This is a genomic window from Bacillus sp. Brlt_9 (assembly GCF_051948935.1).
GTDB lineage: Bacteria > Bacillota > Bacilli > Bacillales > Bacillaceae_G > Bacillus_A.
Genome location: NZ_JAYJLO010000001.1, coordinates 227662 through 251082, shown reverse-complemented (window position 1 = coordinate 251082; position 23421 = coordinate 227662). Strand labels below are relative to the sequence as shown.

General features: G+C 34.6%; 32 protein-coding genes. 14 read left to right on the top strand and 18 right to left on the bottom strand.

From position 1 onward, the window contains the following. Nucleotides 1-132: 132 nt before the first annotated feature. Entirely contained in the window at nucleotides 133-552 is a 420-nt protein-coding gene (locus VF726_RS01370) for a MarR family winged helix-turn-helix transcriptional regulator (protein WP_000081439.1), read from the bottom strand. Between the two features lie 162 nt (nucleotides 553-714). Here VF726_RS01370 and VF726_RS01365 point away from each other — a divergent pair, with 162 nt between their 5' ends. Both VF726_RS01365 and VF726_RS01360 read left to right on the top strand, forming a co-directional pair. Further along, complete coding sequence (locus VF726_RS01365; protein ID WP_440165301.1) at nucleotides 715-1146, top strand: YrvL family regulatory protein; 432 nt, start codon at nucleotides 715-717, stop codon at nucleotides 1144-1146. Between the two features lie 33 nt (nucleotides 1147-1179). Continuing rightward, complete coding sequence (locus tag VF726_RS01360) at nucleotides 1180-1767, top strand: thioredoxin family protein (RefSeq protein WP_440165299.1); 588 nt, start codon at nucleotides 1180-1182, stop codon at nucleotides 1765-1767. A 37-nt stretch (nucleotides 1768-1804) separates the two neighbouring features. On the opposite strand, the gene VF726_RS01355 is transcribed toward VF726_RS01360, so the two are convergent. Continuing rightward, on the bottom strand, nucleotides 1805-2269 hold the full coding sequence (locus VF726_RS01355; RefSeq protein ID WP_016716970.1) for an SRPBCC family protein: 465 nt from the start codon (nucleotides 2267-2269) through the stop codon (nucleotides 1805-1807). Nucleotides 2270-2457: 188 nt separating this feature from the next. Next, on the bottom strand, nucleotides 2458-3249 hold the full coding sequence (gene uppP / locus VF726_RS01350) for a bacitracin resistance undecaprenyl-diphosphatase (RefSeq protein ID WP_440165296.1): 792 nt from the start codon (nucleotides 3247-3249) through the stop codon (nucleotides 2458-2460). A 181-nt stretch (nucleotides 3250-3430) separates the two neighbouring features. Here uppP and VF726_RS01345 point away from each other — a divergent pair, with 181 nt between their 5' ends. The 3 genes from VF726_RS01345 (at nucleotide 3431) to VF726_RS01335 (ending at nucleotide 5206) form a co-directional block, all read left to right on the top strand. Beyond that, nucleotides 3431-4795: an MATE family efflux transporter gene (locus VF726_RS01345; RefSeq protein ID WP_440165294.1), complete on the top strand. Its 1365-nt coding sequence runs from the start codon at nucleotides 3431-3433 to the stop codon at nucleotides 4793-4795. Between the two features lie 69 nt (nucleotides 4796-4864). Beyond that, complete coding sequence (locus VF726_RS01340; protein WP_440165292.1) at nucleotides 4865-5038, top strand: 2-isopropylmalate synthase; 174 nt, start codon at nucleotides 4865-4867, stop codon at nucleotides 5036-5038. 18 nt (nucleotides 5039-5056) lie between these two features. After that, complete coding sequence (locus VF726_RS01335) at nucleotides 5057-5206, top strand: hypothetical protein (RefSeq protein ID WP_000744621.1); 150 nt, start codon at nucleotides 5057-5059, stop codon at nucleotides 5204-5206. A 63-nt stretch (nucleotides 5207-5269) separates the two neighbouring features. Here the strand turns inward: VF726_RS01335 and VF726_RS01330 are convergent, their stop codons facing one another. Further along, nucleotides 5270-5767: a biotin transporter BioY gene (locus tag VF726_RS01330; protein WP_440165290.1), complete on the bottom strand. Its 498-nt coding sequence runs from the start codon at nucleotides 5765-5767 to the stop codon at nucleotides 5270-5272. An 83-nt stretch (nucleotides 5768-5850) separates the two neighbouring features. On the opposite strand from VF726_RS01330, the gene VF726_RS01325 reads away from it, so the two are divergent. Further along, the gene (locus VF726_RS01325) at nucleotides 5851-6753 is read left to right on the top strand and encodes an aminoglycoside phosphotransferase family protein (protein ID WP_440165288.1); all 903 of its coding nucleotides are present in this window, start codon (nucleotides 5851-5853) and stop codon (nucleotides 6751-6753) included. Nucleotides 6754-6755: 2 nt separating this feature from the next. Here the strand turns inward: VF726_RS01325 and VF726_RS01320 are convergent, their stop codons facing one another. The 5 genes from VF726_RS01320 to amaA all read right to left on the bottom strand — a co-directional run bounded on the left by VF726_RS01320 (nucleotide 6756) and on the right by amaA (nucleotide 9825). Beyond that, nucleotides 6756-6917, bottom strand: coding sequence for a hypothetical protein (locus tag VF726_RS01320; protein WP_440165286.1), 162 nt, complete (start codon nucleotides 6915-6917; stop codon nucleotides 6756-6758). A gap of 98 nt (nucleotides 6918-7015) precedes the next feature. Beyond that, complete coding sequence (locus tag VF726_RS01315) at nucleotides 7016-7789, bottom strand: hypothetical protein (RefSeq protein ID WP_097845709.1); 774 nt, start codon at nucleotides 7787-7789, stop codon at nucleotides 7016-7018. 24 nt (nucleotides 7790-7813) lie between these two features. Continuing rightward, nucleotides 7814-8260 carry a flavodoxin gene (locus tag VF726_RS01310; RefSeq protein WP_440165284.1) on the bottom strand — a complete coding sequence of 149 codons (447 nt, stop codon included), beginning with the start codon at nucleotides 8258-8260 and terminating at the stop codon, nucleotides 7814-7816. Then, nucleotides 8253-8429, bottom strand: a complete 177-nt coding sequence (locus VF726_RS01305; protein WP_000929012.1) for a hypothetical protein — start codon at nucleotides 8427-8429, stop codon at nucleotides 8253-8255. Before VF726_RS01305 ends, VF726_RS01310 begins: the two co-directional genes overlap by 8 nt. Before the next feature lie 226 nt (nucleotides 8430-8655). Then, nucleotides 8656-9825 carry an N-acyl-aliphatic-L-amino acid amidohydrolase gene (gene amaA, locus VF726_RS01300; protein ID WP_440165282.1) on the bottom strand — a complete coding sequence of 390 codons (1170 nt, stop codon included), beginning with the start codon at nucleotides 9823-9825 and terminating at the stop codon, nucleotides 8656-8658. Between the two features lie 336 nt (nucleotides 9826-10161). Here amaA and VF726_RS01295 point away from each other — a divergent pair, with 336 nt between their 5' ends. From VF726_RS01295 to dltD, 5 genes are all read left to right on the top strand, one after another. Continuing rightward, complete coding sequence (locus VF726_RS01295; RefSeq protein WP_000440293.1) at nucleotides 10162-10308, top strand: teichoic acid D-Ala incorporation-associated protein DltX; 147 nt, start codon at nucleotides 10162-10164, stop codon at nucleotides 10306-10308. A 12-nt stretch (nucleotides 10309-10320) separates the two neighbouring features. Then, nucleotides 10321-11835 (top strand): D-alanine--poly(phosphoribitol) ligase subunit DltA, encoded by a 1515-nt coding sequence (gene dltA / locus VF726_RS01290; protein WP_440165279.1) that lies wholly within the window; start codon nucleotides 10321-10323, stop codon nucleotides 11833-11835. Further along, the gene (dltB, locus tag VF726_RS01285; RefSeq protein ID WP_000127922.1) at nucleotides 11832-12998 is read left to right on the top strand and encodes a D-alanyl-lipoteichoic acid biosynthesis protein DltB; all 1167 of its coding nucleotides are present in this window, start codon (nucleotides 11832-11834) and stop codon (nucleotides 12996-12998) included. Before dltA ends, dltB begins: the two co-directional genes overlap by 4 nt. Nucleotides 12999-13067: 69 nt before the next feature. Next, complete coding sequence (gene dltC / locus VF726_RS01280; protein ID WP_000807310.1) at nucleotides 13068-13307, top strand: D-alanine--poly(phosphoribitol) ligase subunit DltC; 240 nt, start codon at nucleotides 13068-13070, stop codon at nucleotides 13305-13307. Next, the gene (gene dltD, locus VF726_RS01275) at nucleotides 13304-14479 is read left to right on the top strand and encodes a D-alanyl-lipoteichoic acid biosynthesis protein DltD (protein ID WP_429598895.1); all 1176 of its coding nucleotides are present in this window, start codon (nucleotides 13304-13306) and stop codon (nucleotides 14477-14479) included. The genes dltC and dltD overlap by 4 nt, the downstream gene beginning before the upstream one ends. Nucleotides 14480-14496: 17 nt before the next feature. Here the strand turns inward: dltD and VF726_RS01270 are convergent, their stop codons facing one another. Then, on the bottom strand, nucleotides 14497-15591 hold the full coding sequence (locus VF726_RS01270; protein ID WP_440165275.1) for an NAD(P)H-dependent flavin oxidoreductase: 1095 nt from the start codon (nucleotides 15589-15591) through the stop codon (nucleotides 14497-14499). A gap of 115 nt (nucleotides 15592-15706) precedes the next feature. On the opposite strand from VF726_RS01270, the gene VF726_RS01265 reads away from it, so the two are divergent. Continuing rightward, on the top strand, nucleotides 15707-16627 hold the full coding sequence (locus tag VF726_RS01265) for a S66 peptidase family protein (RefSeq protein WP_440165273.1): 921 nt from the start codon (nucleotides 15707-15709) through the stop codon (nucleotides 16625-16627). Nucleotides 16628-16654: 27 nt separating this feature from the next. On the opposite strand, the gene VF726_RS01260 is transcribed toward VF726_RS01265, so the two are convergent. Continuing rightward, nucleotides 16655-17053, bottom strand: a complete 399-nt coding sequence (locus tag VF726_RS01260) for an SseB family protein (RefSeq protein WP_087958001.1) — start codon at nucleotides 17051-17053, stop codon at nucleotides 16655-16657. 200 nt (nucleotides 17054-17253) lie between these two features. Beyond that, nucleotides 17254-17667 carry a carboxymuconolactone decarboxylase family protein gene (locus VF726_RS01255; RefSeq protein ID WP_440165271.1) on the bottom strand — a complete coding sequence of 138 codons (414 nt, stop codon included), beginning with the start codon at nucleotides 17665-17667 and terminating at the stop codon, nucleotides 17254-17256. Nucleotides 17668-17790: 123 nt separating this feature from the next. On the opposite strand from VF726_RS01255, the gene VF726_RS01250 reads away from it, so the two are divergent. Both VF726_RS01250 and VF726_RS01245 read left to right on the top strand, forming a co-directional pair. Continuing rightward, complete coding sequence (locus tag VF726_RS01250; RefSeq protein WP_001175498.1) at nucleotides 17791-18243, top strand: Lrp/AsnC family transcriptional regulator; 453 nt, start codon at nucleotides 17791-17793, stop codon at nucleotides 18241-18243. A 100-nt stretch (nucleotides 18244-18343) separates the two neighbouring features. Further along, nucleotides 18344-18526, top strand: a complete 183-nt coding sequence (locus VF726_RS01245; RefSeq protein ID WP_030024226.1) for a DUF3913 family protein — start codon at nucleotides 18344-18346, stop codon at nucleotides 18524-18526. A gap of 29 nt (nucleotides 18527-18555) precedes the next feature. Here the strand turns inward: VF726_RS01245 and VF726_RS01240 are convergent, their stop codons facing one another. The 6 genes from VF726_RS01240 to VF726_RS01215 form a co-directional block, all read right to left on the bottom strand. After that, entirely contained in the window at nucleotides 18556-19569 is a 1014-nt protein-coding gene (locus VF726_RS01240; protein ID WP_440165267.1) for a CPBP family glutamic-type intramembrane protease, read from the bottom strand. 186 nt (nucleotides 19570-19755) lie between these two features. Then, complete coding sequence (locus VF726_RS01235; RefSeq protein ID WP_440165265.1) at nucleotides 19756-20532, bottom strand: ABC transporter permease; 777 nt, start codon at nucleotides 20530-20532, stop codon at nucleotides 19756-19758. Next, nucleotides 20532-21434: an ABC transporter ATP-binding protein gene (locus VF726_RS01230; RefSeq protein ID WP_440165263.1), complete on the bottom strand. Its 903-nt coding sequence runs from the start codon at nucleotides 21432-21434 to the stop codon at nucleotides 20532-20534. The genes VF726_RS01235 and VF726_RS01230 overlap by 1 nt, the downstream gene beginning before the upstream one ends. Before the next feature lie 14 nt (nucleotides 21435-21448). After that, on the bottom strand, nucleotides 21449-22243 hold the full coding sequence (locus tag VF726_RS01225; RefSeq protein WP_440165261.1) for an ABC transporter permease: 795 nt from the start codon (nucleotides 22241-22243) through the stop codon (nucleotides 21449-21451). Next, nucleotides 22240-22938 carry an ABC transporter ATP-binding protein gene (locus tag VF726_RS01220; protein ID WP_064476714.1) on the bottom strand — a complete coding sequence of 233 codons (699 nt, stop codon included), beginning with the start codon at nucleotides 22936-22938 and terminating at the stop codon, nucleotides 22240-22242. Before VF726_RS01220 ends, VF726_RS01225 begins: the two co-directional genes overlap by 4 nt. Continuing rightward, nucleotides 22935-23315, bottom strand: coding sequence for a GntR family transcriptional regulator (locus tag VF726_RS01215; protein ID WP_144613738.1), 381 nt, complete (start codon nucleotides 23313-23315; stop codon nucleotides 22935-22937). The genes VF726_RS01220 and VF726_RS01215 overlap by 4 nt, the downstream gene beginning before the upstream one ends. Between the last annotated feature and the right edge of the window lie 106 nt (nucleotides 23316-23421).

Here is a 23421-nt window from a genome sequence, read left to right as displayed (position 1 = left end):
CTGCCCCCTTTCTTTACTAGTAGTATGTTACATATTTTCTTTTTTATAATCTTTTACATACGAAAGAAGACCTTCCTCATATAAGGAAAGTCTTCACCTTTTTTGCGTAAGCGTTTTCTTACTAATAATGACTTAAATAAGTTTTTTAGAAATAGATATCATTATATTCATTTCTTCTTCTGAAAGCGTAGAAAATCTTTCTTGTAAATATTGTTTTTTCGCACCTTCCATTTTCGCAACTAAATCTTTTCCTTGTTCTGTAATCTCCAAATATACAACTCGTCGATCTGACGTAGAACGTGAACGAGTTACAAAACCTTTATTAATTAATTTTTCTGTAACAGCTGTAATATGACTATTCGACACATTTAACTCATTCGCTACACGTGATACCATTTCTTTATTCGTACGATTCAATATTCTAAGGACGATGAACTCATTCCACGGTATGTAACCACCAAATATTTTTCCGATATCATTACGCAACGTGCGGAACATAGCAAAAACATTTGTCGATAGTTCTTCCATTAATTGCTCTCGATTTTGAGACAACTTTGACAGCCCCTTTTATTTCATTTAGTTAAATAAAAACCTTATTAATAATTTTACATGAAATCTTACTTTTTGTCACCTTATTTTCCCATAATTCGTAGTTTTTTAATATATATTTCATGATACAATAAAGTTGAATTTCCAAAAAAAGGAGTTGGAATAGTGGAGGAAGAAGACAAGTTTTCTAATCTTAATCTAAAAGATAAGACTTTGATTATTGTTTTTGTTATTCTATTTCTCATTATATTTTTTGCATTTATATTTTTTGTATATATAGGAATCTTTCAAATTACAGGTATAGAATATTCATCCAAAACAGCTCTACTACTGTTTTTTTTACTTATTCTATTATTAGATGGTATTACATATTTTATATTCATTTTCTTTAAAGCGCTCCTACATCCAATGATGGCAAGTATGCCCAATTGGCTCTCAATCACCCTGCTCTCCATCATTGAAATTACGCTAGATTGGTTTGTCATACATACCGCCGACGAATGGATAGAGAACGTACAACTGTCCAACATAGCCGAATTATGTGTTGTACTATTCTTTTTCCTACTAAATAAATTATTAAGCGACAAGAAAGAGTAAGAAAACAAGCTTTTCTATATAAAAATTGGTACAATGAAAACAAATCATACTAAAGAGGTGTTATTTATGAACTTACTACAATGGGCTGATAAAGGTATGTCCTTTGATACATATGTGAATGAAATGAAAGTAAATCAATACGAGCTACTGCACATTTACAATAACTTTTTAATTCCAAATGAGTTACTTCCTGTATTAGAAGAACGTCAAAATGATGGCTGGCGTGTTATCGTATTAACAGCTGATTGGTGTGGTGACGCTCTTTTATGCGTACCTGTTATGAAAAGAATTTCTGAAGTTGCAAATATTGAAATGTCATTATTAATTCGCGATGAAAACTTAGAATTAATGGATCAATATTTAACAAATGGAACAGCTCGTGCGATTCCAATCTTTATTTTCATTGATAAAGATGGAAATGAACAAGCCGTTTGGGGACCACGCGCTCCAAAAGTACAAAAGTTAGTAACGTCAATGCGCGCTACATTGCCTGAAAAAGAGGATCCAACATTCGAAGAGAAACAAAAAGAAATGTACGCTAATTTCCGTGCTACATTAGCGGATGATACTTCTCTTTGGGAACATGTAATGGAAAGCATGATGGAAAAAGTAGTAAAATAAAACCTGCCGATTTCGGCAGGTTTTTTATTAAACAAAATTACAATCCTTTTTTCTGAGAATATGCAGCATCTACGCACTCTGCTAACCGTTCCATTTCACCCATATATACTGCACGGGTCATCCATCCAGTCAACTTATACATAATCTTATATAAAAAATTCTTCGGTTCAAATTCTATAATTAAAGTAAGTGATGTACCTTCCTCATCCTCTTCTAACATATAAGTTGCGGCTGTATAGCCTTGCTTCATTTCACATCCAATTGATACGATATAAGGTGCTTCACACTCTAAAATTTCTGCCTCAAACTCATATATTTTCTTCCCCATCTTTTGCACGGATATATATTTATCACCTTCACGAGGATTATTTACATCTACATGTGGAGGATACCTATTTTCCACCATAAAGGTACTCCATTCCATTATTTTCTCGTCATTATTTACATAATCAAATACAACATCAATTGGTGCTGGAATTACTATTTCTATTGCAAAACTCACTAAACTGCCCCTCTCAAATACACTATCGATTTCCTTAAAATTATTATATCGACATCATTATGTCATATTTCATATGGTGAAATACAAGTATATGAGGGTGAAAATTTTCCCTCACGATAAAAAAACACCCTATAGAATAGACTTTTTTCAAATGTCTATTCTATAGGGTGTTACCAAGAATCTATTTCTTACATAATGAAGAAATAGAATACCGCAGCTAAAATGAAACGGTAGTAAGCAAACGGTGTTAGTTTTACACGAGATAATAATTTTAAGAATGAAACAATTGCAAGCATCGCAACAACGAATGCTGTAATAAATCCTGTTGCAAATAATGGTATATCAGCCGCACTTAATATATCCCAGCTTTTAATTAAATCTAAGCCACTTGCAGCTACCATCATTGGTACCGCTAAAATGAATGTATATTCAGCCGCCGCTGTATGTGACACGCGAGCTAATAAACCACCACTTATTGTAGAACCAGAACGAGAAAATCCTGGCCAAAGTGCTAAACATTGGAACATTCCGATTGTAAATGCTTGCTTATATGTGATTTCATCTAATGTTCTTGCTGTACTTGGTTTCGAAAACTTCTCAGCAACAATCATTAAAATACCACCAGCCACTAAGCTAATGACAACTGGGCCTGGCCCAAATAAAACTTCTTTAATCATACTATGGAACAATACGCCAAGTACGCCGGCAGGAATCATCCCGATAATAATATGTAATAAATTTAACGATGGTCCGTCTGTTACTTTCCCTATACCTACTAAAGACCATAGACGCTTCCAAAATATAACGACAACTGCTAAAATTGATCCCAATTGAATAACAACTTCGAAAACTTTTGCTCTCTCGTCGTTAAATCCAAGTAAATGACCTGTTAAAATCATATGTCCTGTTGATGATACTGGTAAAAACTCTGTTAAACCTTCAACAGCACCCATGATTATTCCAATTAACCAATCAGCCACGAGTAGTGCCTCCTTAATAACGAATATGTAATTTTTCACACCTTATCATAATACCTTATCCCCTTTTAAAGTGCATCTTTTTTTTATTGATTGTACATGTTGTATACGCGTATTTCTTTTCTATTTTTTGATTAAATTGTATGATAGTAAGAGTTTGTTTTTTTAGCGGAAAGGGGATTTTATGAAAGAAACTAATTCATTCTCACAAAAATTAAAGCAATTTGTATTACTATTTTTCCCGATTTTCGTTACGCAAATGTCATTATTTGCAATGAGTTTTTTCGATACGACAATGTCAGGACATGCAAGCCCTATTGATTTAGCAGGTGTCGCGATTGGCACAAGTATATGGATTCCAGTTAGTACGGGATTAACAGGAATTTTGATGGCCACTACTCCAATTGTTGCACAACTCGTTGGCTCTAAGAAAAAAGAGGATGTTCCTCACGTTGTTATACAAGCAGTATATTTAGCAATCTGTGCTAGTTTTGTTGTTATCCTTATCGGATTCTTCGCTGTTTCGCCTATTTTAAACGGCATGCGATTAGAAGAACCTGTGGAACGTATTGCAGCACAGTTTTTAAGTATTATTGCAATTGGAATTATTCCTTTATTTACTTACACTGTTTTACGCGGATTTATTGATGCATTAGGAAAAACTCGTACAACGATGATCATTACATTACTATCATTACCAATTAACGTAGTATTAAATTATGTATTAATTTTCGGTCATTTCGGTTTTCCAAAACTCGGTGGTGTCGGAGCAGCAATTGCTTCTGCAGCAACCTATTGGTGCATTTTAATTATTACCGTTATAATTATTCGTACGAAAGAACCTTTCACATCTTTCCATATCTTTAAACAATTATATCGTCCTTCTCTTTCGAGTTGGAAAGAATTCTTAAAACTTGGCGTCCCTATCGGATTTGCTATCTTTTTTGAAACAAGTATTTTCGCTGCGGTAACACTTATGATGAGTAATTTTAGTACGACAACAATTGCAGCCCACCAAGCAGCTATGAACTTCGCTTCCTTGTTATATATGACTCCTTTAAGTTTAGCAATGGCAATGACCATCGCTGTTGGATTCGAAGTTGGAGCAAAACGATATAATAACGCAAAACAATATGGATTTATCGGGATTGGCTTAGCACTTGCATTCGCCCTATTGTATTCCATTCTTCTTTACTTCTTTGATGATGAAATTGCTTCTATTTATACGACAGATATACAAGTTCATCATTTAGCAAAAGAATTTCTTATATTTGCGATTTTATTTCAAATTTCAGATGCAATTGCAACGCCTGTACAAGGGGCTCTACGTGGTTATAAAGACGTAAATGTTGCCTTAATTATGACATTAATCGCTTATTGGGTAATAGGTCTCCCTCTCGGTTACATATTAGCAACGTATACGGACTGGGCAGCAAAAGGATACTGGATCGGTCTTATTATCGGTCTAGCATTTGGCGCCATCTTCCTTCTTGTCCGTCTCTTCCAAGTGCAAAGACAATATACAACAGAAAACCACCGCTCGCGATAGAGGGTGGTTTTCTTTATGCATATTTTTTCTATGAACGTATAACATAATGAAAAAGAAAGGTGGATGTATATGGACGAAAAAGAAAACAAGCAATCATTCGATGAAGAATTCGCCCCTGAAATTTCACCTGGATATCGGCAAGATGTACATAAGCCGCCTAAATATAAAAACACTTCGTTTTTAATGGGTATTACCATCTTTGCTGCTGTATTACTCGTACTTATCATTTTCGTTTATTTTTGATGGAAGGTGATTTATTATATGAAGAAACAAAATTCCAATCGTTCAAAAAGAACTGTAAAAACAGAAAAAGGATATGCAGGTGATTCTGTTCTTACTCAGAAACAAGTCGAGCAAGGAAATTTATATATTGCTCAAAAAGAACTTGGTCAACAAAATGAAAACCTTTAGAATCCCTCAAAGAACTGGGGGATTTTTTATTCTACTATTTATGGCACTGATTCATGTTTCACTCTATTGTACGTACTGTTTTTGTTCTAACACCCTAAATACATTATTAACCTTTACAATTTTCATTTCATAATTCAATTTCATTTCGCTTCTCTTACCATTTTCAGTACCCGCCACGTACGCTACAGTTTTATAGAGAAAACTTTCATTCGTTACTTCACATATCTCCCCGTTTATAAATTTATACTCTACATCCCGAAAACGATTTGGATAATAATTTTCTATTAATCGGTCATACCCTCTATTTAAAAATATTTCTTCACCTTTTCGTTTTACATCTTCTTTATTATTAAACTCAAACACAGATAATTGCTCTGTCACAAAATGTTCTCCTACCTTTTTCATTTCATTATGAGTTAAAGTTTCTATACTTTTGTTCTTTACTTCTTCTTTTAACTCATACTGATCAATCGATTTAAAGCTAGCAAAAACCGTCTCTTTATATGACCAAAACACTCCAAAAGCGATACATAAAGAAGTGATTAGTATTCTTTTCTTCATAATGATAGTTATATTTTAACATATAGAAAGAAAATTCTGATATCATGAAGTGGAATAACTTAACTTTGAAATGAGGAACAATGATGGACTCTTACAAACAATATATAAAAGAAGCTTTGCCTAATCTTTCTATACACTCCTATAAACAAAATGAAGAAGGGTGGGATAATGTAGCTATTATCGTAAATGATGAGTTACTGTTTCGTTTCCCGCGAAAACAGGAATATGCAATGCGTATTCCGTTAGAAAAAGAATTATGCACACGTCTCTCTTATTCACTACATGAAATTGAGGTTCCACAGTATCACCTATTCTACAGAAAAGATACTGATACTATTCCGTTTTGTAGTTACTATACTCTCATTCATGGTGAACCGTTAAAAACAGAAATAGTTACTACACTAGAAAAACAAGAACGAAAAGCACTTATTACACAATTAGCAACTTTCCTTGCTGCTCTACATAGTATTCCTCTAAAAAGTGTTACAGCGTTAGGATTCCCTATTGAAAAAACACTTACCTACTGGAAAGAGCTGCAAACTAAATTAAATCAGTATGTTACTAACAATCTTACTTCGTTCCAGAAATCAGCCTTAAATCGTTTATTCGAGAATTTCTTTGCCTGTCTAGCTACATCTAAATTTCAAAATACAATCATTCACGCCGACTTTACACATCATCACATTTTATTTGATAAACAAAATAAAACCATTTCAGGGATTATCGATTTTGGTGATGCTCAAATCGGAGATCCTGCCTTTGATTTTGCTGGGCTATATGATGATTTCGGACATGAATTTACTACATCCGTATATGAACAATACCGTACCCTTACTTCACACCATGATCCATTACTCATTCACCGCATCACAAGTTTTTATCAATACAGTCCTTTACTACATAATATGATTTATAACTTTGAAACAAAGAATGAACTAGAATTTCTAGCAGGTCTAGAACAACTGAAAGTAGTACTGCAGGGATGAGATTACATTCTCTCCCTATATTCCCTCTCCTCATACATCATTAACTTTTTATCCATTTCAACAATAATTTTATACAGTTGAAAGGCTTGTAAAATTTGCAGTTGAATTCCAAAAGGAGCATTCTGTTCTTTTAACCATTGAAATACTTTCGTTTCATCTTTCATTGATTATTCCTCCCTTTATTAAAATCTGCTACAAATATACGGTAAATGATGAAAAGCTTTTCATGTCAATAACAAAAAAGAATGCAAATTTGCATCCTTTAATGTACGATATTTTTCTTCTGCTTCGCTTCTTTCTTTACTTCTTCCCCTTGGCATTCGCTACGAAACGCACAACTTATACACTCAGAACGAAAATGGCGCTCTGTATAATGCTCAGGTTGCTGCAACATTTCTTTCATTCGAGATAAATCAGCCATTCCAGTTATAATATCTTCCTGTTTCGGAATGTACTCATACTTAGTTCCTTCTATTAAATTAATTACTTCAATTTTTCCTGGAAGAATGCCGAAAGCTTTATAACTAAATACTGTCATTAACTTTTGACAAAGAGCAAGCATTTCCTCATCCGCATCGACAACATACTTTTTAATTACAAACGACTCAGTACTCCACTCACCAACTTCTAATGTCAATGACATGTGGACACCTAGCTCTTCCATATATGTTTGAAATTTTTCATATAAAAATAACGGCGGTGTCTGACTATCATCTCTTTCAACAAATTGTAATAAGTGATCTGTTAGCTTCGCTAACACAATATAATACTCCGTCTTCGAAGCAAACATATTAATCCTTACTTTTTTCCAATACTTTTCTATTAATATTAAAAGTACGATTTTCGTTTGTTGGCCCGCGGGTAATGTGTAATATTCGTTAATAATTCGATTCACAATCATTTGTGCGATTTGTTGCCATTCAAATGAAGAAGGTTCTCTTCTTTTTATATGACGAAAATAAAATTTATGCGGGCAACGCATAAAATCATACAAATGATAATCTGTCATCGTTTTGATTGCGATTTTCTCGTGCACTTGCTCTTCATCTCCCTTCTGCCATTAAGAAAGGTGTTTTACAAATTCAGCTCCAAACTGTAAACATTTTTCTACATCTTCATCTTCTGGCGTTAATTCTACTTTTAGTCCTTCTAACACAACTGCAGCTCCGCGCGCTTGTAGCTTTTCTATTAAAATGTCAACCGCCACGCCGTACTTCGGATAAGCTGAATCACATGACCCGAATACTGCCGCTTTTTTCCCAGTTAAATCAATAGAATCCATTGCGTCATAAAAATCTAAGAAATCATCAGGAAGGTCACCATCTCCCCAAGTGTATGCACCTAAAATAATTCCATCATACTGTTCTAGTATAGAAGCTTCTGGTGAATCCATAATATCAATAACTTCAATTTCATTTTCTGTTTCACGAATCACGCCGGCAATATGATCAGCCATTTCCTCTGTATTTCCACTCATACTTGCAAAAATCATTACTAACTTACTCAACTGAACCTCTCCCTTTACTTTGTATCTCTTTTTCTGTCTGAATGCTCTTCTTCTCATCTACATATTCTGAACGAATTACATTTCGTTGCCATTCCATATGCTGATCAACTTCTTTATTTTTATCTTTTAATCCCCTCCGCAGAAGGTGAAATTTTTTTCTCATTAACATGTCGCATCCATCCTATTGATAATAATTATCAATTTCAACTACTTTTAGATTAATTGACATTGATTATCACTGTCAACAACTATTTTTTAAAAAATGATTAAAATGTACAAGCTTGTCCGTTAGCTATTCATATACTATAAATGAGCATAGTTCTTTCTCAGCCCTCTCTGACGGAAAGAAATAAAAGCAACTGCGATAGAGCGCAGTTGCCTTTTTTTATACTTTTCTATGATTTTAGTAGTCTTATCGCTGTCTCTAAAAATAGTTCCACTCCATAAATTAGCGCTGATTCATCTACATCAAATTTCGGATGATGATGCGGGTAGCAAGTATCTATCATTTCATTACCTGTTCCTAGTTTAATGAAACAACCAGGTGCCTTTCTTAAATATGCTGAAAAATCTTCTCCTCCCATAGAAGGTTCCAGCTTCACAACACGCTCATTCCCAAACAAATGTAGTGCACTTTCTTCTACTACTTTCGTAATATATTCATCATTAATAACCGGATCATATCCATATCGATATGAATATGTATACTCCCCTCCATGTGCTTTTGTAATTCCTTTCACGATTTTCTCAATTTTCTCTTCTGCTTCCACCCTTAATGCTTGATTAAATGAACGAACAGTTCCCATTAAAGTTGCTGCACTAGGAATAATATTATCAGCCATGCCCCCATGAAACTGCGTAACTGAAACGACTCTTTGCATGAAAGCACTTGTATTTCTTGATACGATATGTTGTAGATTTGTAATAATCTGCGCTCCGATTGCAATAGGATCTATCGTTTCTTCTGGCCTCGCTGCATGCCCTCCTTTCCCTTGAATTTCAACTGTAAATACGTCTGGTGCCGCCATCATCGGCCCATATGCAATTCCAATCTTCCCGCTCTCAAGTCCTGACATAACATGTAAACCAATTACATAATCAACACCATCCATCACGCCTGCCTCAACCATTTCTTGTCCGCCGCCAGGATATACCTCTTCTGCATGCTGAAAAAATAGACGAATCTCACCTGCAAAATCTTCCTTTATATTTGATAGTACTTCTGCTGTACTTAACAAAATAGCGGCGTGAGCATCATGTCCACATGCATGCATCACTCCCTTATTCGCAGACGTATAAGATTTCCTTGTCTCCTCTTGAATTGGCAAAGCATCTATATCAGCCCGAATCGCAACTACTTTCCCTTGTTCCGTTCCTCTTTTAATTGCTAGTACACTATACTTCGTCGGTCTCGTTACTTCAAAAGAAGAAAATGAGCACAATGTATCATATATAAATTGCGAAGTTTCTTTTTCATGAAATGATAATTCCGGATGTTTATGAAAATACCGTCTCCATTTAATAATGTTTTCTTCCGAAATAAAATCCTTCCACATCCTCTTCATCAGAAATTCCTCCTTTTACGAAACTTTAACAATCCATACATGAACTATGAAAAGCTCAAAAATTCAAACAAATATTACATTCCTATCCATTCTCCCAGACCACTTTTATACATTCACACAATCCACTTTCTATTTACATATCAAACCCATTACAAATTGGTGCTGAATGTAATATAATTGCTAAGTTAGGGATTTTCTTTTTTAGTATTTAGTGCTAATATCAGAAAAGAGCCTTTTGACTTATTTTTACCTAAAATGTGGAATTTTGTTTTTTTCACAATAATGTAGGACATGATACCTACAAAGAGCTATTATTTCATTAAGAGAGGGAAAGACATGGAAAGATTAAAAGAGATATGGTCTCGACCACTCACACAATGGGTTGCAAAGACGGTTTATTACCTTGCAATTTTATTTGCATTACTTTGGTTGTATGGATTCCATGATACAAACACAAGTACATTTATTTACAATGAATTCTAGGGTGGGAACGTTATGAAGTTATTAGAACAAATTGAAAAGTGGGCTATTGAAACGCCTGATCAAACTGCTTTTGTTTGGCGAGATGCGAAAATTACGTACAAACAATTAAAGGAAGATTCTGATGCGTTAGCACATTGGATTTCTTCTGCGTATCCAGATGATCGTTCACCAATTATGGTGTATGGCCATATGCAACCTGAAATGATTATTAACTTTTTAGGATGTGTAAAAGCTGGACATGCTTATATTCCTGTAGATTTATCTATCCCAGCTGATCGTGTACAACGTATCGCTGAAAATTCCGGTGCGAAACTACTTTTATCAGGAACTGAAGTAACTGTAACTGATTTACCAGTTCGCATTGTAAGTGAAGACAACTTAAAAGATATTTTCTTTACTCATAAAGGGAACACTCCAAATCCTGAACATGCGGTAAAAGGTGATGAGAACTTCTACATTATTTACACATCAGGAAGCACAGGTAATCCGAAAGGGGTTCAGATTACTTATAACTGCCTTGTAAGCTTTACAAAATGGGCTGTAGAAGATTTCAACTTACAAACAGGGCAAGTATTCTTAAATCAAGCACCTTTCTCATTCGATTTATCTGTCATGGATATTTACCCATCATTAGTAACAGGTGGTACACTTTGGGCAATCGATAAAGATATGATTGCACGTCCAAAAGACTTGTTTGCTTCTTTAGAGCAATCGGATATACAAGTATGGACTTCAACACCATCTTTCGCAGAGATGTGTTTAATGGAATCATCTTTCTCTGAGAGTATGCTACCGAACATGAAAACATTCTTATTCTGCGGTGAAGTGTTACCAAATGAAGTAGCTAGAAAATTAATTGAGCGTTTCCCGAGAGCAACAATTATGAATACGTACGGTCCAACAGAAGCTACTGTCGCTGTAACAGGTATTCACGTTACAGAAGAAGTGCTTGATCAATACAAATCACTTCCAGTTGGCTACTGTAAATCAGACTGTCGCCTTCTTATTATGAAAGAAGATGGCACGATCGCACCTGATGGTGAAAAAGGTGAAATCGTAATTGTCGGTCCAAGCGTAAGCGTTGGATATTTAGGAAGCCCTGAATTAACAGAAAAAGCATTTACTATGATTGACGGTGAGCGCGCCTATAAAACAGGCGATGCTGGCTATGTTGAAAATGGTCTTCTATTCTATAATGGTCGTCTTGATTTCCAAATTAAGCTGCATGGTTATCGAATGGAATTAGAAGAAATTGAGCATCACCTTCGTGCGTGTTCTTACGTAGAAGGAGCAGTTATCGTTCCAATTAAAAAAGGTGAGAAATACGATTATTTATTAGCGGTTGTTGTTCCTGGCGAACATTCATTTGAAAAAGAATTCAAATTAACATCTGCAATTAAAAAAGAACTCAATGAGCGATTACCAAACTACATGATTCCTCGTAAATTCATGTATCAATCTTCTATTCCAATGACACCAAATGGAAAGGTAGATCGCAAAAAATTATTGAGTGAGGTTACAGCATGACCGCATATGGATCATTTTATTTTTTCGCTATAGTGGGCATTTTATTAATACCTACTATCATAGCTGGATTAAAAGGTAAAATGTTGCGTAAATATAATGCCGTATTAACATTAGTCATGATTGCTATTATCTTCTCTGATAAACCGAAGCAAGCGATTATGTTAGCCGCATTTATTATTTGGCAATATGCCCTAATTAAAGGCTATTTAATTTTAAGAAAACAAAATAATAGTACATTCATGTTTTGCATAGCTGTTATTTTATCGATTTTGCCACTTATTTTGGCAAAAATCGCACCATTTGTACCTGAATTACATTTTATTGTTTTCGCAGGTATGTCTTACGTAACATTTAGAGCTGTACAAATGGTCTTTGAAGTTCGTGATAATTTAATTAAAGAACTTTCCTTCTTTAATTTCTGGGAGTTTGTTTTATTCTTCCCTGCGATTTCAAGTGGACCTATTGATCGTTACCGTAGATTCCAAAAAGATATTCAAAAGCCGCCTAGCGCTGAAGAATATCAAAAGTTACTATATACAGGGCTTAACCGTATTTTCCAAGGTTTCCTGTACAAATTTATAATTGCGCACTTGATAACAACATATCTTGTAAAGGCCGTATTCGCCAATCAAGATACACTTTTATCTAATGCGATTTTTATGTACGCTACTAGTATGCAGTTATTCTTTGACTTTGCAGGTTATAGTGCGTTCGTAATTGGTATCAGTTACATGATGGGAATTAAAACTCCAGAAAACTTTAATAAGCCATTCCTTAGTCGTAACATTAAAGACTTCTGGAACCGCTGGCACATGAGTTTATCATTCTGGTTCCGTGATTTTATCTACATGCGTTTCGTCTTTTTTGCAACGAAGAAAAAGTTAATTAAGAACCGTTACACAATTTCGTATATCGGTGCATTTTTAAACTTCTTCATTATGGGAATTTGGCACATCCAAGGAAGCGCTGTTGCACAATATGTTATTTATGGTCTCTATCATGCCGCACTGTTCATTTTATTCGACATTTTCGAACGAAAAAACAAGAAGCATAAGTTTTGGCCAAACAATAAATTTACACACGTCCTTGCGATTGTAATTACGTTCCACGTTGTATGTTTCGGTTTCCTCATTTTCTCTGGACACCTTAACAGATACTTTTAATGCACCCTTCTTATAACTAGTAAGAAGTTGCACATATAATATATTTCGGATATAAAGGAGATTTTAAAAATGGCAGAATTCAAAGAGCAAGTATTAGATATTTTAGAAGAAGTATGTGAAAACGATATTGTGAAAGAAAACTTAGATGTTCAATTATTTGAAGAAGGTATTCTTGATTCTTTCGCTGTAGTATCTTTATTAGTTGAATTCCAAGAGCGTTTAGATATTGAAGTTTCTATTTCTGATTTTGACCGTGACGAGTGGGCTACTCCAAACATGGTTATTAAGAAGTTGGAAGAAATCCGATGAACAAAGCAAAATTTGGTCCGATGCTTTTAGCATTGGCCCTTTTTGCTGTATTCTTACTTATTCCAACGCGCTTCCTACTTCCACTTTTAAGTGATGAAAAAGTAGAACAAGCTGCCACTTCTTTAAAAGAAGAAAAAATTCAAAGTATGATTTTACAGCAAAAGATGTTAGCAGACTCAAAATACCTTCCGATGTATGGATCATCGGAATTCGCACGTATGGATGCTTACCATCCATCAAATTATTTCAAAGTAAAGCCTGAAGGATTCACACCATTCCTACTTGGACGCGGTGGAACACAAGACCTTGTACATGTATTAAACTTTGCATCTACAATGGATCAATTGAAGGATAAGAAAATGGTATTCGTTCTTTCTCCGCAATGGTTTGTGCCACAAGGTATTGATGAAACACACTTTGCACCTAACTTTTCAAAACAACAAGGTTACCACTTCATTTTCAACGATGATGTAAAACCTGAAATGAAAAAGCAAATTGCAAAGCGTTTATTAAACTTTGAGATTGTTAAGAAAGAAACTTTACTTAAAATTTCGCTTGAAGGTATCGTTTACGATGATACAAAGCATAAAGTAAAAGCACTTGCGGCTAAACCTTTCGCTTATATTTATCGTAACATTTTAGATCGCAAAGATTTATTTACAGCAATGTTTGATATTAAACCGCATAAAGAAAAACTGGACCCTTCATTAAAACAAATGAACTGGGATGAAACTCGTAAACATGCAGATCAAACAGGTGCAGCAGAATCTGGATCTAATGAATATGGTATCGAAGATGGTTACTTCAACAGCAAAATCAAGAAGAAATTAAAGCAACGTGAAGGCTACTTAAAAAATGATGCTTATGATCAATCGCCAGAATATGAAGATTTACAAATTGTACTTGATTTATTAAAACAATCTGGTGCAAAACCGCTCTTCATTTCTGTTCCTGTAAAAGGCCCTTGGTACGATTACGCTGGCTTCCCGAAAGAACGCCGCGAATTGTACTATAAAAAAGTTCATGAGCAAATTGAGAAAGCTGGCTATCCAATTGCCGACTTCTCAAATCATGAGTATGATAAATACTTCTTAAAAGATCATATGCACTTAGGTTGGAAAGGCTGGGTTTATATCGATGAGGCCGTCCAACAATTTTATAAAGCAAACTAATGAAAAGACCGCTTGAATTATTCAAGTGGTCTTTTTCTATATACATTTTGCAATTGTTCAATTACGTTATCTGCTTCTTTCATCACTCGCTCCACAACATGCTGAGCTGATTCTATTCGTGCTAATGATGACGCTTGCCCTGCCCAAAGCGACATGTATTCTCCTTTATTTTGTTTTGCTGCTTCTTGGCGTATTCTAGAGGTTAATACATTTTGCACTGGATACATCGGAAGCCCTTCTTCTTTCCCTTCATGTCTCTCTATAAATTCATTACGAATACCCCGTGCATATTTCCCGGAAAACGCACGGGTCACAGTTGTACTCGTATCTGTACTACGTAAAACTGCTTCTTTATACACATCATGCGTAATACTTTCTTCACTCGTTAAAAAGGCTGATCCCATTTGAACAGCTTCTGCCCCCAGTGTAAATGCCGCAACAAGCCCTTGTCCGTTCATTACACCACCTGCTGCAACAATTGGGATATGCGGGACTGCTGCTACTAACTGCGGAATTAATGCAAACGTCCCAATCATAGCGTCCTGTTCTTTCCCAATAAACGTTCCTCTATGCCCTCCTGCCTCACTACCTTGACCGACAATAATGTCTACTCCTAATTCAGCAAGTACTTTCGCCTCTGCCACATGAGTAGCTGTTCCAATGACTTTTATTCCTCTTCTTTTTAAGTCATCTATTTCTTCTTTTTCTAACGTTTGAAATGCAAAGCTAACGGCTGGCACGTTTTCTTCTACTAACACTTGTAATTGTTCTTTATAACTTTTCGGAAGCTTTAACTGCTCTTCTTCCTCTATACCGAATTCTCTATTCACTCCGCTAAGTAATCCTTTTGCCAAGATTACCTTCTCTTCTTCTATCTGTACCTCTTTCGTTAACAATAAGTTAACACCGAAAGGCTTATCCGTTCGTTCCCTTATTTTATAAATTGCGTCACGAATTTGTTCAGGGCTCATATAGCCTGCTCCAAGCGTTCCTAATCCTCCGCTATTACTTACAGCTGCAACAAGTTCTGGCGTCGTAATCGCACCTGCCATACCTGCTTGAATGATTGGATACTTAATTTGTAATATATCTATGACTCGACTTGTAAACATCATTTCTCCTCCTATTCCCCTTATATCTTCTTTATTTGACAAACTTTCCCCTTCTTTTACAAGGGTTGAACTTCATATGAAGCGAATATATTGAAAGTGAAGGAGGCTGAAAACAATGATATATCCAAATGCGTTACAACAAGGTGATACAGTAATGATTATTGCACCGTCTGGCCCACCAACAATTGAAAATGTATTAAAAGGTGTAAACGTACTACAAGAAATGGGGTTATCTGTAGTAATCGGGAAGAGTGTTTATGAGAAATATGGATATTTAGCTGGAAGTGATCAAGTTCGTCTCGATGATATACATGAAGCTTTTTCAAATCATGAAATAAAGGCCATTTTCTGTGCACGAGGTGGTTACGGAAGTGCCCGTCTCCTCCCTCACATTCAATATGAAATCATTCGGCAAAATCCAAAAATCTTTTGGGGATATAGCGATATTACAGCTTTACATACTGCCTTTTCACGTTATGCAAAGCTCGTTACTTTTCATGGCCCAATGGTGGAAGAGTTAGGAAAAGGGGTAAATTCTCTTTCTTTATCTTCTTTCAATCAACTATTCCATCCGTATTCCACCATCTTATCTGCTTCAGAATGTATCGTCCCTACCTCTTCCTGTACCGTTACAGGCACATTGGTGGGAGGGAATTTAACTGTATTAACGAGTATAATTGGCTCATCCTATGAGCTAATTACGGCTAATAAACTTTTGCTCCTTGAAGACATTGGGGAAGAACCGTATCGCATTGACCGTATGTTAAATCAGCTATTTTTATCTGGAAAATTCAATGAGTGTAGTGGTGTTATTTTTACAAGTTGTCACGACTGTACTCCTTCTAAACCATCTCAATCATTACAAACAATACTATATGAATATTTCGCACCATATCATATACCTGTTCTATTCAGTTTACCGATCGGTCATATAAGCCCAAACATCGGGATTCCTCTTGGAGCCACAGCGACAATAAATACAAATAATAAAACACTCTCTATTTCCTCTGGCATAGCCACTCCGTTTTCAAATTAAAAAGGAAAAGCGATTCCGCTTTTCCTTTTATTTATAATAATTAAAAATTCGTCCAGATGCGATATCTGCAATTTCTTCTGGAATAAATGTTTTACTTATATCAGTTCCAACATTTAATACTGCTGTAGCATCTTTCTCAATGCTACCAAATAACTCTTTCCCACGTATCGTAATAAGGGGCGTTCCTTCTGGCAACACATCTTTTACAAATTCCATTTGTGTAAAGAACGGAACAATCCATCTATCCTCTCCTTGGAAATGACGCAAACGAAGTATCCCTTCTGTTGCCCCGTCCTCTGCTTCTAGTGAACCAGCAACATAAAACTCAGTAGATAAGAGCAATTCATAAAATTCCTTTTGCTTCTGTTTATCGTTCCCTGCTACAACAAGTACTTCTTCTATTCTCTTTACCGGAATTTGCTCCATATGATGCCACCCCTATTTCAAAATGATTGTACTTAGATTATACGAAATATTCTTATTTTTTTCTACATAATTCGCAATTATTTTCTTAAAATAATTTTAATAGTCCTTCTGTCGTCAAAATCGTAGCAAGCTCTTCATATTAAAACGCTTTTTGTACATCAATAATGATAAATGCTGTTTGATTTATCATTATTCTCTCCTTAATTAGGCTGTAATTGAAACAGAACACCAAGTTGCTGCGATGCAGTAATAAAACAAATATAAGCACAAAGTTCTACAATTTCTTTTTCCGTCCAGTATTGTTTCAATACACGAAACATATTGTCATCTATCGCTTGTTTATCATGAACAAACGTATGTGCAAAAGTAACGGCTACACTTATTTCTTCTACCTTTTGTATATCATCAGGCCTTCCTTTTGCCATACAATACGGACATTCATTCCCGTACGCTAATGTTCTTCTTACTTGTTCTTTCATCTCTGCCGAGAGAATTCCTTTACTATACAGTGTATTCTCTACCATACTCCATGAATGTAATAACTCTGGATTATGCCCTAATAACTTTTGAAACTTTGTATCTCCCACATTTGATAATGAAATTCTCTCCATCATTTCCCCTCCTATTTTCTTCTGTTTTATTGTAAAATAAATAAAGTTCACTTTACATTTCATATGAATCTTAATTTATGTTTTTCCTTTACAAAAATCATTATTTTACTGGAGGTATATTTACAAATGCAACTAGATCGTGTTGATCGAAAAATTTTAAATGAATTATATAATGATAGTCGCCTGTCCATGCGTGAATTGGCAAAGCGAGTAAACTTATCTGCTCCATCTACTGCAGAACGTGTTCGTAAACTGGAAAGTGAAGGCGTGATTCAAAAGTACACAATCGATATCGATTATAAAAAAGCAGGACTTGTTTTAGATTGTATTTTAGAAATCACTTTAAAAAATGGTGATACAACACGTATGCAACAGTTTATTCAGTCTTATCCATCTGCAAGTTTTTGTTACCGCGTAACAGGGAGCTTATGCTACATTGTAAAAATTTCTGTTCCTTCACTCGTTGAACTTGAAGAATTTATCAATGATGTTTCTTCATACGCGACGACTGTTTCTCATATCGTATTATCAGAAGTATCTCTTACTCCTGATATTGAACATATCTTCCCAGAAGATTAATTAATTTTTATTCATAAAATATAAAAAAACCCCTTACAATAAGAATAAAAATAATATATTATGTATTAAAATACATAAAGTTCTAGAAAGGGGCTTTACATTGAAAATCTGGTTTTATGAAAAAACGGCACAATTAGATGAATTGCTTGGTATTTGGGATAATGTTCCAACTATCCCTCGAATTGGTGAAAAGGTTGAGATTTTAAAAACAGTCCGCACTGTTACAGATATTAAATATGTAAAGAACGGTAATAATTTTCGTGTAGAAATTATTACAAATTAAAAAGTAGCTCTTTAGGAGCTACTTTTCAATTATCTATCATGTGCTTTCTTTATCACAATTTTATCTTCTTCTACAGATACTGTTACATAATCATTTTCTTCTAATCGAAGCTTATTTACTGCTTCATCTGGTAGCTCTACAGCCATCAATCTATCTGTTACGATCACTTGACTATACACTTCATCTTCTTGTGATGCATTCCCTACTTTTTCCTCATTTACGAAGCGCACTGGTGGTACACCCACTTCTTTCACTGTACGCCATTGTTTCCAAACATAAGGAATTAACCAAAGTAACCCAACAACTGTAAGACCGATACCAACCCATAAATTACTTTGCGCTTGTAATTCAGGAATTGAGATTGCGCTACTCTCTTCTCCACCGATAAATTGCATACTTGTTGCAATCAAATTATTTAAAGCATGCACAGCGATATTCGTCCATATATTTTTCGTCTTTATGTATAAAAGACACATTACAACACCAAACATGAACGCACCAATAACATCAAAATGTCCTAGACCAAAAATAAGTGAAGATATGATTACAGCTTTTTTAATTCCCCATTTATAAGCCATTCGCTGTAAAAAGAATCCCCTAAAAATAACCTCTTCCATAATAGGTGCTAATACACATGCTGAAATGAAAGTAAATATCGTCATATATATGTTACTCGTATTAATGACAGTTCCATCTTCTAACATGGTAACTAAGAAATTCGGTAACGTATGTGCTAATATGTAAAATTGAATATGAGATATACCAACTGAAAAAATCATTCCCATTATTGTTGCTAATACAATTAATCCCCACGGTAAACGTCCTGGCTTATCAAAAAAGCTGTTAAATACAACATTATTTTTATTTGTTTTTACGTATAACCAAAATAACGGAAATACAAAAAATACAGTTATTTGCGAAATAACTTCCATCGTATTCTCAGAAACGTTTGCTAGACCTAATGGAATTATCGTAAGGAACAATCCTATAATCATCCATCCAAAAAAACTGCGCAGTCTTATACGTGAAAATGCATAGTGCATAGAGAACACCCCCAAAGATTGTAAAATAAATGGTGTGATAATTAAATTATAATATGAATATAGTTGAAAATCTTCCTATTTTTCTTAAATTCTCCCAAATAACATATAGTAATCATTTTTTAAATTGAAATTTAAGAGAAAGTTATGTAATAAAAATCCCCGTTTTACAAGCGGGGATTTCTTTTATTATAATACGTCACGTTTTTGGAATAATGCACTTGATGCTACAAGTAATACAATAAAGTATGCAGCTACAAGTAATAATGAAGTTGTAAATGTAAACTCTGTAAATGTTGGTTCCGCTCCGCCACTTACTAGTTTATTGCTATCGTACACACTTAAATTTAAATGGAAAAACACTACAAATTTAGCTACACCTTTTGCAAACATCATCAGTACCATATTAATTGGTCCTTGTAAAAAGAAGAGGAACATCGTAATAATTAATGGTAGTACAGACTTTCTAAATACGTTTGCTAAGAAAAATGCAAGCGTCGCAAAGAAGAATGGCGAAAGGACTTGATATAAAGTAGATTTCATTACGATTCCTACCGTTAATTCTGTTTTACTACCATCCATTACAATTCCGCCAATAATCATTGCAATTAACGTGCTAGCAAATATGATAAATACTATAGTAAGTAACACTGTAGTATACTTAGAGAATAAAACTGTAATTCGTTTTCTTGGACGGATTAATAACTGCTTAATTGTACCTTTTTGGAACTCATCCGTAATCATACGAGAAGCAATCGTAATTCCAAAAATTGTTGCAAACAAAGTAATTAAACCAATCTCTGAACTTGCAAAATCTAAATACGATCCTTTAAATTCACTTCCGTCTCCCCATTTCAGCATCGCTAAAACTCCCAAAATCTCCAATACTGCAATGGCACCAATTAAAATATACATACCTTTTTTCGCATGCAACTTTAAAAATTCATTTTGAATTAATTTAAACATTACGCTTTCACTCCCCCTGTAATCGCTAAGAACTCATCCTCTAACGTTTTATTTTGAACAGTAACTCCGTATATAAGCACATCATCATTCACAAGTCTTTTTACAAGTTGTGGAATTTCTTCTTTCGTTACAGATACTGCAATTACATTTCCTTGCGCCTTACCTTTAATGATTTCATTTGCTTTCTGTACTTGATCTACTTCAAACGCTACGACGACTGTCTCATCATGTTTCGCTTGTTCATGTAAGTTGTACTCTTGTACAAACTCACCTTGCTTAATAATAACGACACGATCACACATAAGTTCAATTTCACTTAACAAGTGACTTGATACGATTACGGCAATATTCTCTTCTTTCGCTAAACGCTGTAAATAATCACGAATTTGACGAATACCAGCTGGATCTAATCCATTTGTCGGCTCATCTAAAATTAAGATTTTTGGCTGATGCAGTAATGCCTGTGCAATTCCTAAACGTTGTTTCATACCAAGTGAATATGTTTTCACCTTTTTATGAATCGCATGCTCTAACTCAACAAGCTTTACAATCTCAGCAATGCGCTCTTTACTAATTGGTGTGATTGCCATGTTCGCAAAATGCTTTAAGTTTTGCATTCCATTCATATAATCATATAGTTCAGGATTTTCTACGATCGCTCCAATTTGCTCTAGCGCCTTTTCACGCTCCGTGCGAATACTATGACCGCAAATTGTAATATCGCCCTCTGTCATTGATATAAGACCTGTCATCATACGAATTGTCGTCGTTTTACCACTACCGTTCGGTCCAAGGAACCCGTACACTTCCCCTTCACGAACTTCAAATGATAAACCGCGGATAATTTCCGTTCCACCAATCCTTTTTCGAACATTCTCTAACTTTACTACTACATTTCCCAATGTTGATTCCTCCTTTAGACTTCTAGTTTTTTATCAATTATGCGACCTGTTATATAAACAAGTAGAACAAATATACCGATTGAAAAAGCAATACTATATACATTCATAAGTTTTTCTGGATATAGTATGAGATTTACATCTGTCGATTCATCTATATAAACTAATTTTTTGATAAAAGCAGATGTAGGTGCAAATCCGCCTAACATTTCATATATCATATTGATTACTTTCGTCACTAGTAAAAATAAGAAGAAAATAATTACATACTCTATTTTTTTCTTTTTCAAAGAAAATACTTTAACTCCAGCTACTATAAAAAGTAAGACTAACAATATACTTGATAAATTAAATACATATAACACGCTACTAAATAACTGCTTTACCATATCTAGTGTAAGTGTACTTTCGGTGAATAACAATTCATGGAGTTCTGTACCTTTTATTACTTTCATCGAAATACTATAGAAAAACATAGCACCTATTAATTCAAAACACATTAAGCTAATTGCTGCATATGACAATATTGCTAAAACAATTTTTTTACCAGATATCGGTGTTAACCGAAATAATTTACTTTCAGTCATTTTCCCAAACGCAGACATCGCCTGCAGAAATACTAATACCGCAAAAATTAAATAAACTAAGAATACTAAAGCAATTGTAATCATTTGCCTTACTTCTCCTGATTCTTGTTTAATATAATTTCCCATACTTACAAAAGCGACAGCTACAATAAATATGAATGACAATAACGAAATAATAATTTGTTTTTTATTCGCATTGTACATATATATTAAACTGGCCTTCATCTACTAAACACCTCCTTAAACACATCTGTGACAGCTTTTCCTCGCTGAAAGCGTAACTCCTCTACATTTTCATGTAGTACACTCTCACCATCTTTTAAAAAGATTACTTCGTCAAAAATATTTTCCACTTCTCCAATTAAATGTGTTGCAATTAAAATGGTACAATCTTCGCGATAAAATTGTAAAATAAGTTCTAATACATGTTCTCTAGAAACGAGATCAATTCCGCCAAGCGGTTCATCTAGTACGTATAACTTCGCTTTCCTCGAAAATGTTAAAATAATTTGTAGCTTTTCAACCATACCTTTTGATAAAGCTGTAATTCTTTCTTCTAACGGTATTTTAAATTCCGCAATCGTATCTACCGCTTTTTGAATGTCGAAGTCTTTATAAAAATCTCGATAGAAAAATAAAGAATCTTTTACTGTCATCCAATCATCAAATACTGGTTTATCCGACATAAAAGAAACAATTTCTTTCGTTTCTAATCCGACCTTTTTACCAGCGATTGTAATACTGCCTTCAGAAGGATGTTGCAGACCAGCAATCATTTTCAATAACGTCGTTTTCCCGCTCCCATTATCTCCAACGAGTCCTATAATTTTCCCTTCCGTAATCTCTATGTTTAATTCACGGATCACTGCTTTTAATCCGTATCTCTTCCATAAGTTTTCTATTTTTAATAACTCTGTCATTCGCTCTCCTCCCTCTTCTCATGTAATGAAGAGCGCAGGATTGTAAGAATTTCTTCTTCTGAAAAACCTAAATTGTCCATTCCATCTATAAAAGAATGAAGTAATTCTTTCGCCATCTCTTTTCGCAGCTCCATAATTTTCTCCCCTTCATTCGTTACATATCGTCCCATTCCTCTACGTGTTACAACAACCCTATCCCGTTCTAGCTCTTGAAATGTACGCTGAATCGTATTTGGATTTACTTGTAATTCACTCGCTAATTCACGTACAGAGGGAATTTTATCACCAGGCAATAAATGTCCTGTTACAATTTCTTTTTTTATGTATTCCATTACCTGAATGTAAATTGGTGTATTTGGAGAAAACTCTATTTTCATTTCTTCCCTCCTTTTGTATCGGTGTACTAGTTAAATAATACACTGATACAAAAAGATTGTAAATACCCATTTACTTACAAAAAAGTTCTATCCATTAACCGGATAG

What these genes read in the sequence shown, in the direction of transcription:
- VF726_RS01360 (WP_440165299.1), top strand. Translation starts at nt 1,180, where the DNA reads ATGAAAACAAATCATACTAAAGAGGTGTTATTTATGAACTTACTACAA.
- VF726_RS01345 (WP_440165294.1), top strand. Translation starts at nt 3,431, where the DNA reads ATGAAAGAAACTAATTCATTCTCACAAAAATTAAAGCAATTTGTATTA.
- VF726_RS01340 (WP_440165292.1), top strand. Translation starts at nt 4,865, where the DNA reads ATGGACGAAAAAGAAAACAAGCAATCATTCGATGAAGAATTCGCCCCT.
- VF726_RS01335 (WP_000744621.1), top strand. Translation starts at nt 5,057, where the DNA reads ATGAAGAAACAAAATTCCAATCGTTCAAAAAGAACTGTAAAAACAGAA.
- VF726_RS01330 (WP_440165290.1), bottom strand. Translation starts at nt 5,767, where the DNA reads ATGAAGAAAAGAATACTAATCACTTCTTTATGTATCGCTTTTGGAGTG.
- VF726_RS01325 (WP_440165288.1), top strand. Translation starts at nt 5,851, where the DNA reads ATGGACTCTTACAAACAATATATAAAAGAAGCTTTGCCTAATCTTTCT.
- VF726_RS01320 (WP_440165286.1), bottom strand. Translation starts at nt 6,917, where the DNA reads ATGAAAGATGAAACGAAAGTATTTCAATGGTTAAAAGAACAGAATGCT.
- VF726_RS01305 (WP_000929012.1), bottom strand. Translation starts at nt 8,429, where the DNA reads ATGTTAATGAGAAAAAAATTTCACCTTCTGCGGAGGGGATTAAAAGAT.
- amaA (WP_440165282.1), bottom strand. Translation starts at nt 9,825, where the DNA reads ATGAAGAGGATGTGGAAGGATTTTATTTCGGAAGAAAACATTATTAAA.
- VF726_RS01295 (WP_000440293.1), top strand. Translation starts at nt 10,162, where the DNA reads ATGGAAAGATTAAAAGAGATATGGTCTCGACCACTCACACAATGGGTT.
- dltA (WP_440165279.1), top strand. Translation starts at nt 10,321, where the DNA reads ATGAAGTTATTAGAACAAATTGAAAAGTGGGCTATTGAAACGCCTGAT.
- dltB (WP_000127922.1), top strand. Translation starts at nt 11,832, where the DNA reads ATGACCGCATATGGATCATTTTATTTTTTCGCTATAGTGGGCATTTTA.
- dltC (WP_000807310.1), top strand. Translation starts at nt 13,068, where the DNA reads ATGGCAGAATTCAAAGAGCAAGTATTAGATATTTTAGAAGAAGTATGT.
- dltD (WP_429598895.1), top strand. Translation starts at nt 13,304, where the DNA reads ATGAACAAAGCAAAATTTGGTCCGATGCTTTTAGCATTGGCCCTTTTT.
- VF726_RS01270 (WP_440165275.1), bottom strand. Translation starts at nt 15,591, where the DNA reads ATGTTTACAAGTCGAGTCATAGATATATTACAAATTAAGTATCCAATC.
- VF726_RS01265 (WP_440165273.1), top strand. Translation starts at nt 15,707, where the DNA reads ATGATATATCCAAATGCGTTACAACAAGGTGATACAGTAATGATTATT.
- VF726_RS01260 (WP_087958001.1), bottom strand. Translation starts at nt 17,053, where the DNA reads ATGGAGCAAATTCCGGTAAAGAGAATAGAAGAAGTACTTGTTGTAGCA.
- VF726_RS01255 (WP_440165271.1), bottom strand. Translation starts at nt 17,667, where the DNA reads ATGATGGAGAGAATTTCATTATCAAATGTGGGAGATACAAAGTTTCAA.
- VF726_RS01250 (WP_001175498.1), top strand. Translation starts at nt 17,791, where the DNA reads ATGCAACTAGATCGTGTTGATCGAAAAATTTTAAATGAATTATATAAT.
- VF726_RS01240 (WP_440165267.1), bottom strand. Translation starts at nt 19,569, where the DNA reads ATGCACTATGCATTTTCACGTATAAGACTGCGCAGTTTTTTTGGATGG.
- VF726_RS01235 (WP_440165265.1), bottom strand. Translation starts at nt 20,532, where the DNA reads ATGTTTAAATTAATTCAAAATGAATTTTTAAAGTTGCATGCGAAAAAA.
- VF726_RS01225 (WP_440165261.1), bottom strand. Translation starts at nt 22,243, where the DNA reads ATGAAGGCCAGTTTAATATATATGTACAATGCGAATAAAAAACAAATT.
- VF726_RS01220 (WP_064476714.1), bottom strand. Translation starts at nt 22,938, where the DNA reads ATGACAGAGTTATTAAAAATAGAAAACTTATGGAAGAGATACGGATTA.
- VF726_RS01215 (WP_144613738.1), bottom strand. Translation starts at nt 23,315, where the DNA reads ATGAAAATAGAGTTTTCTCCAAATACACCAATTTACATTCAGGTAATG.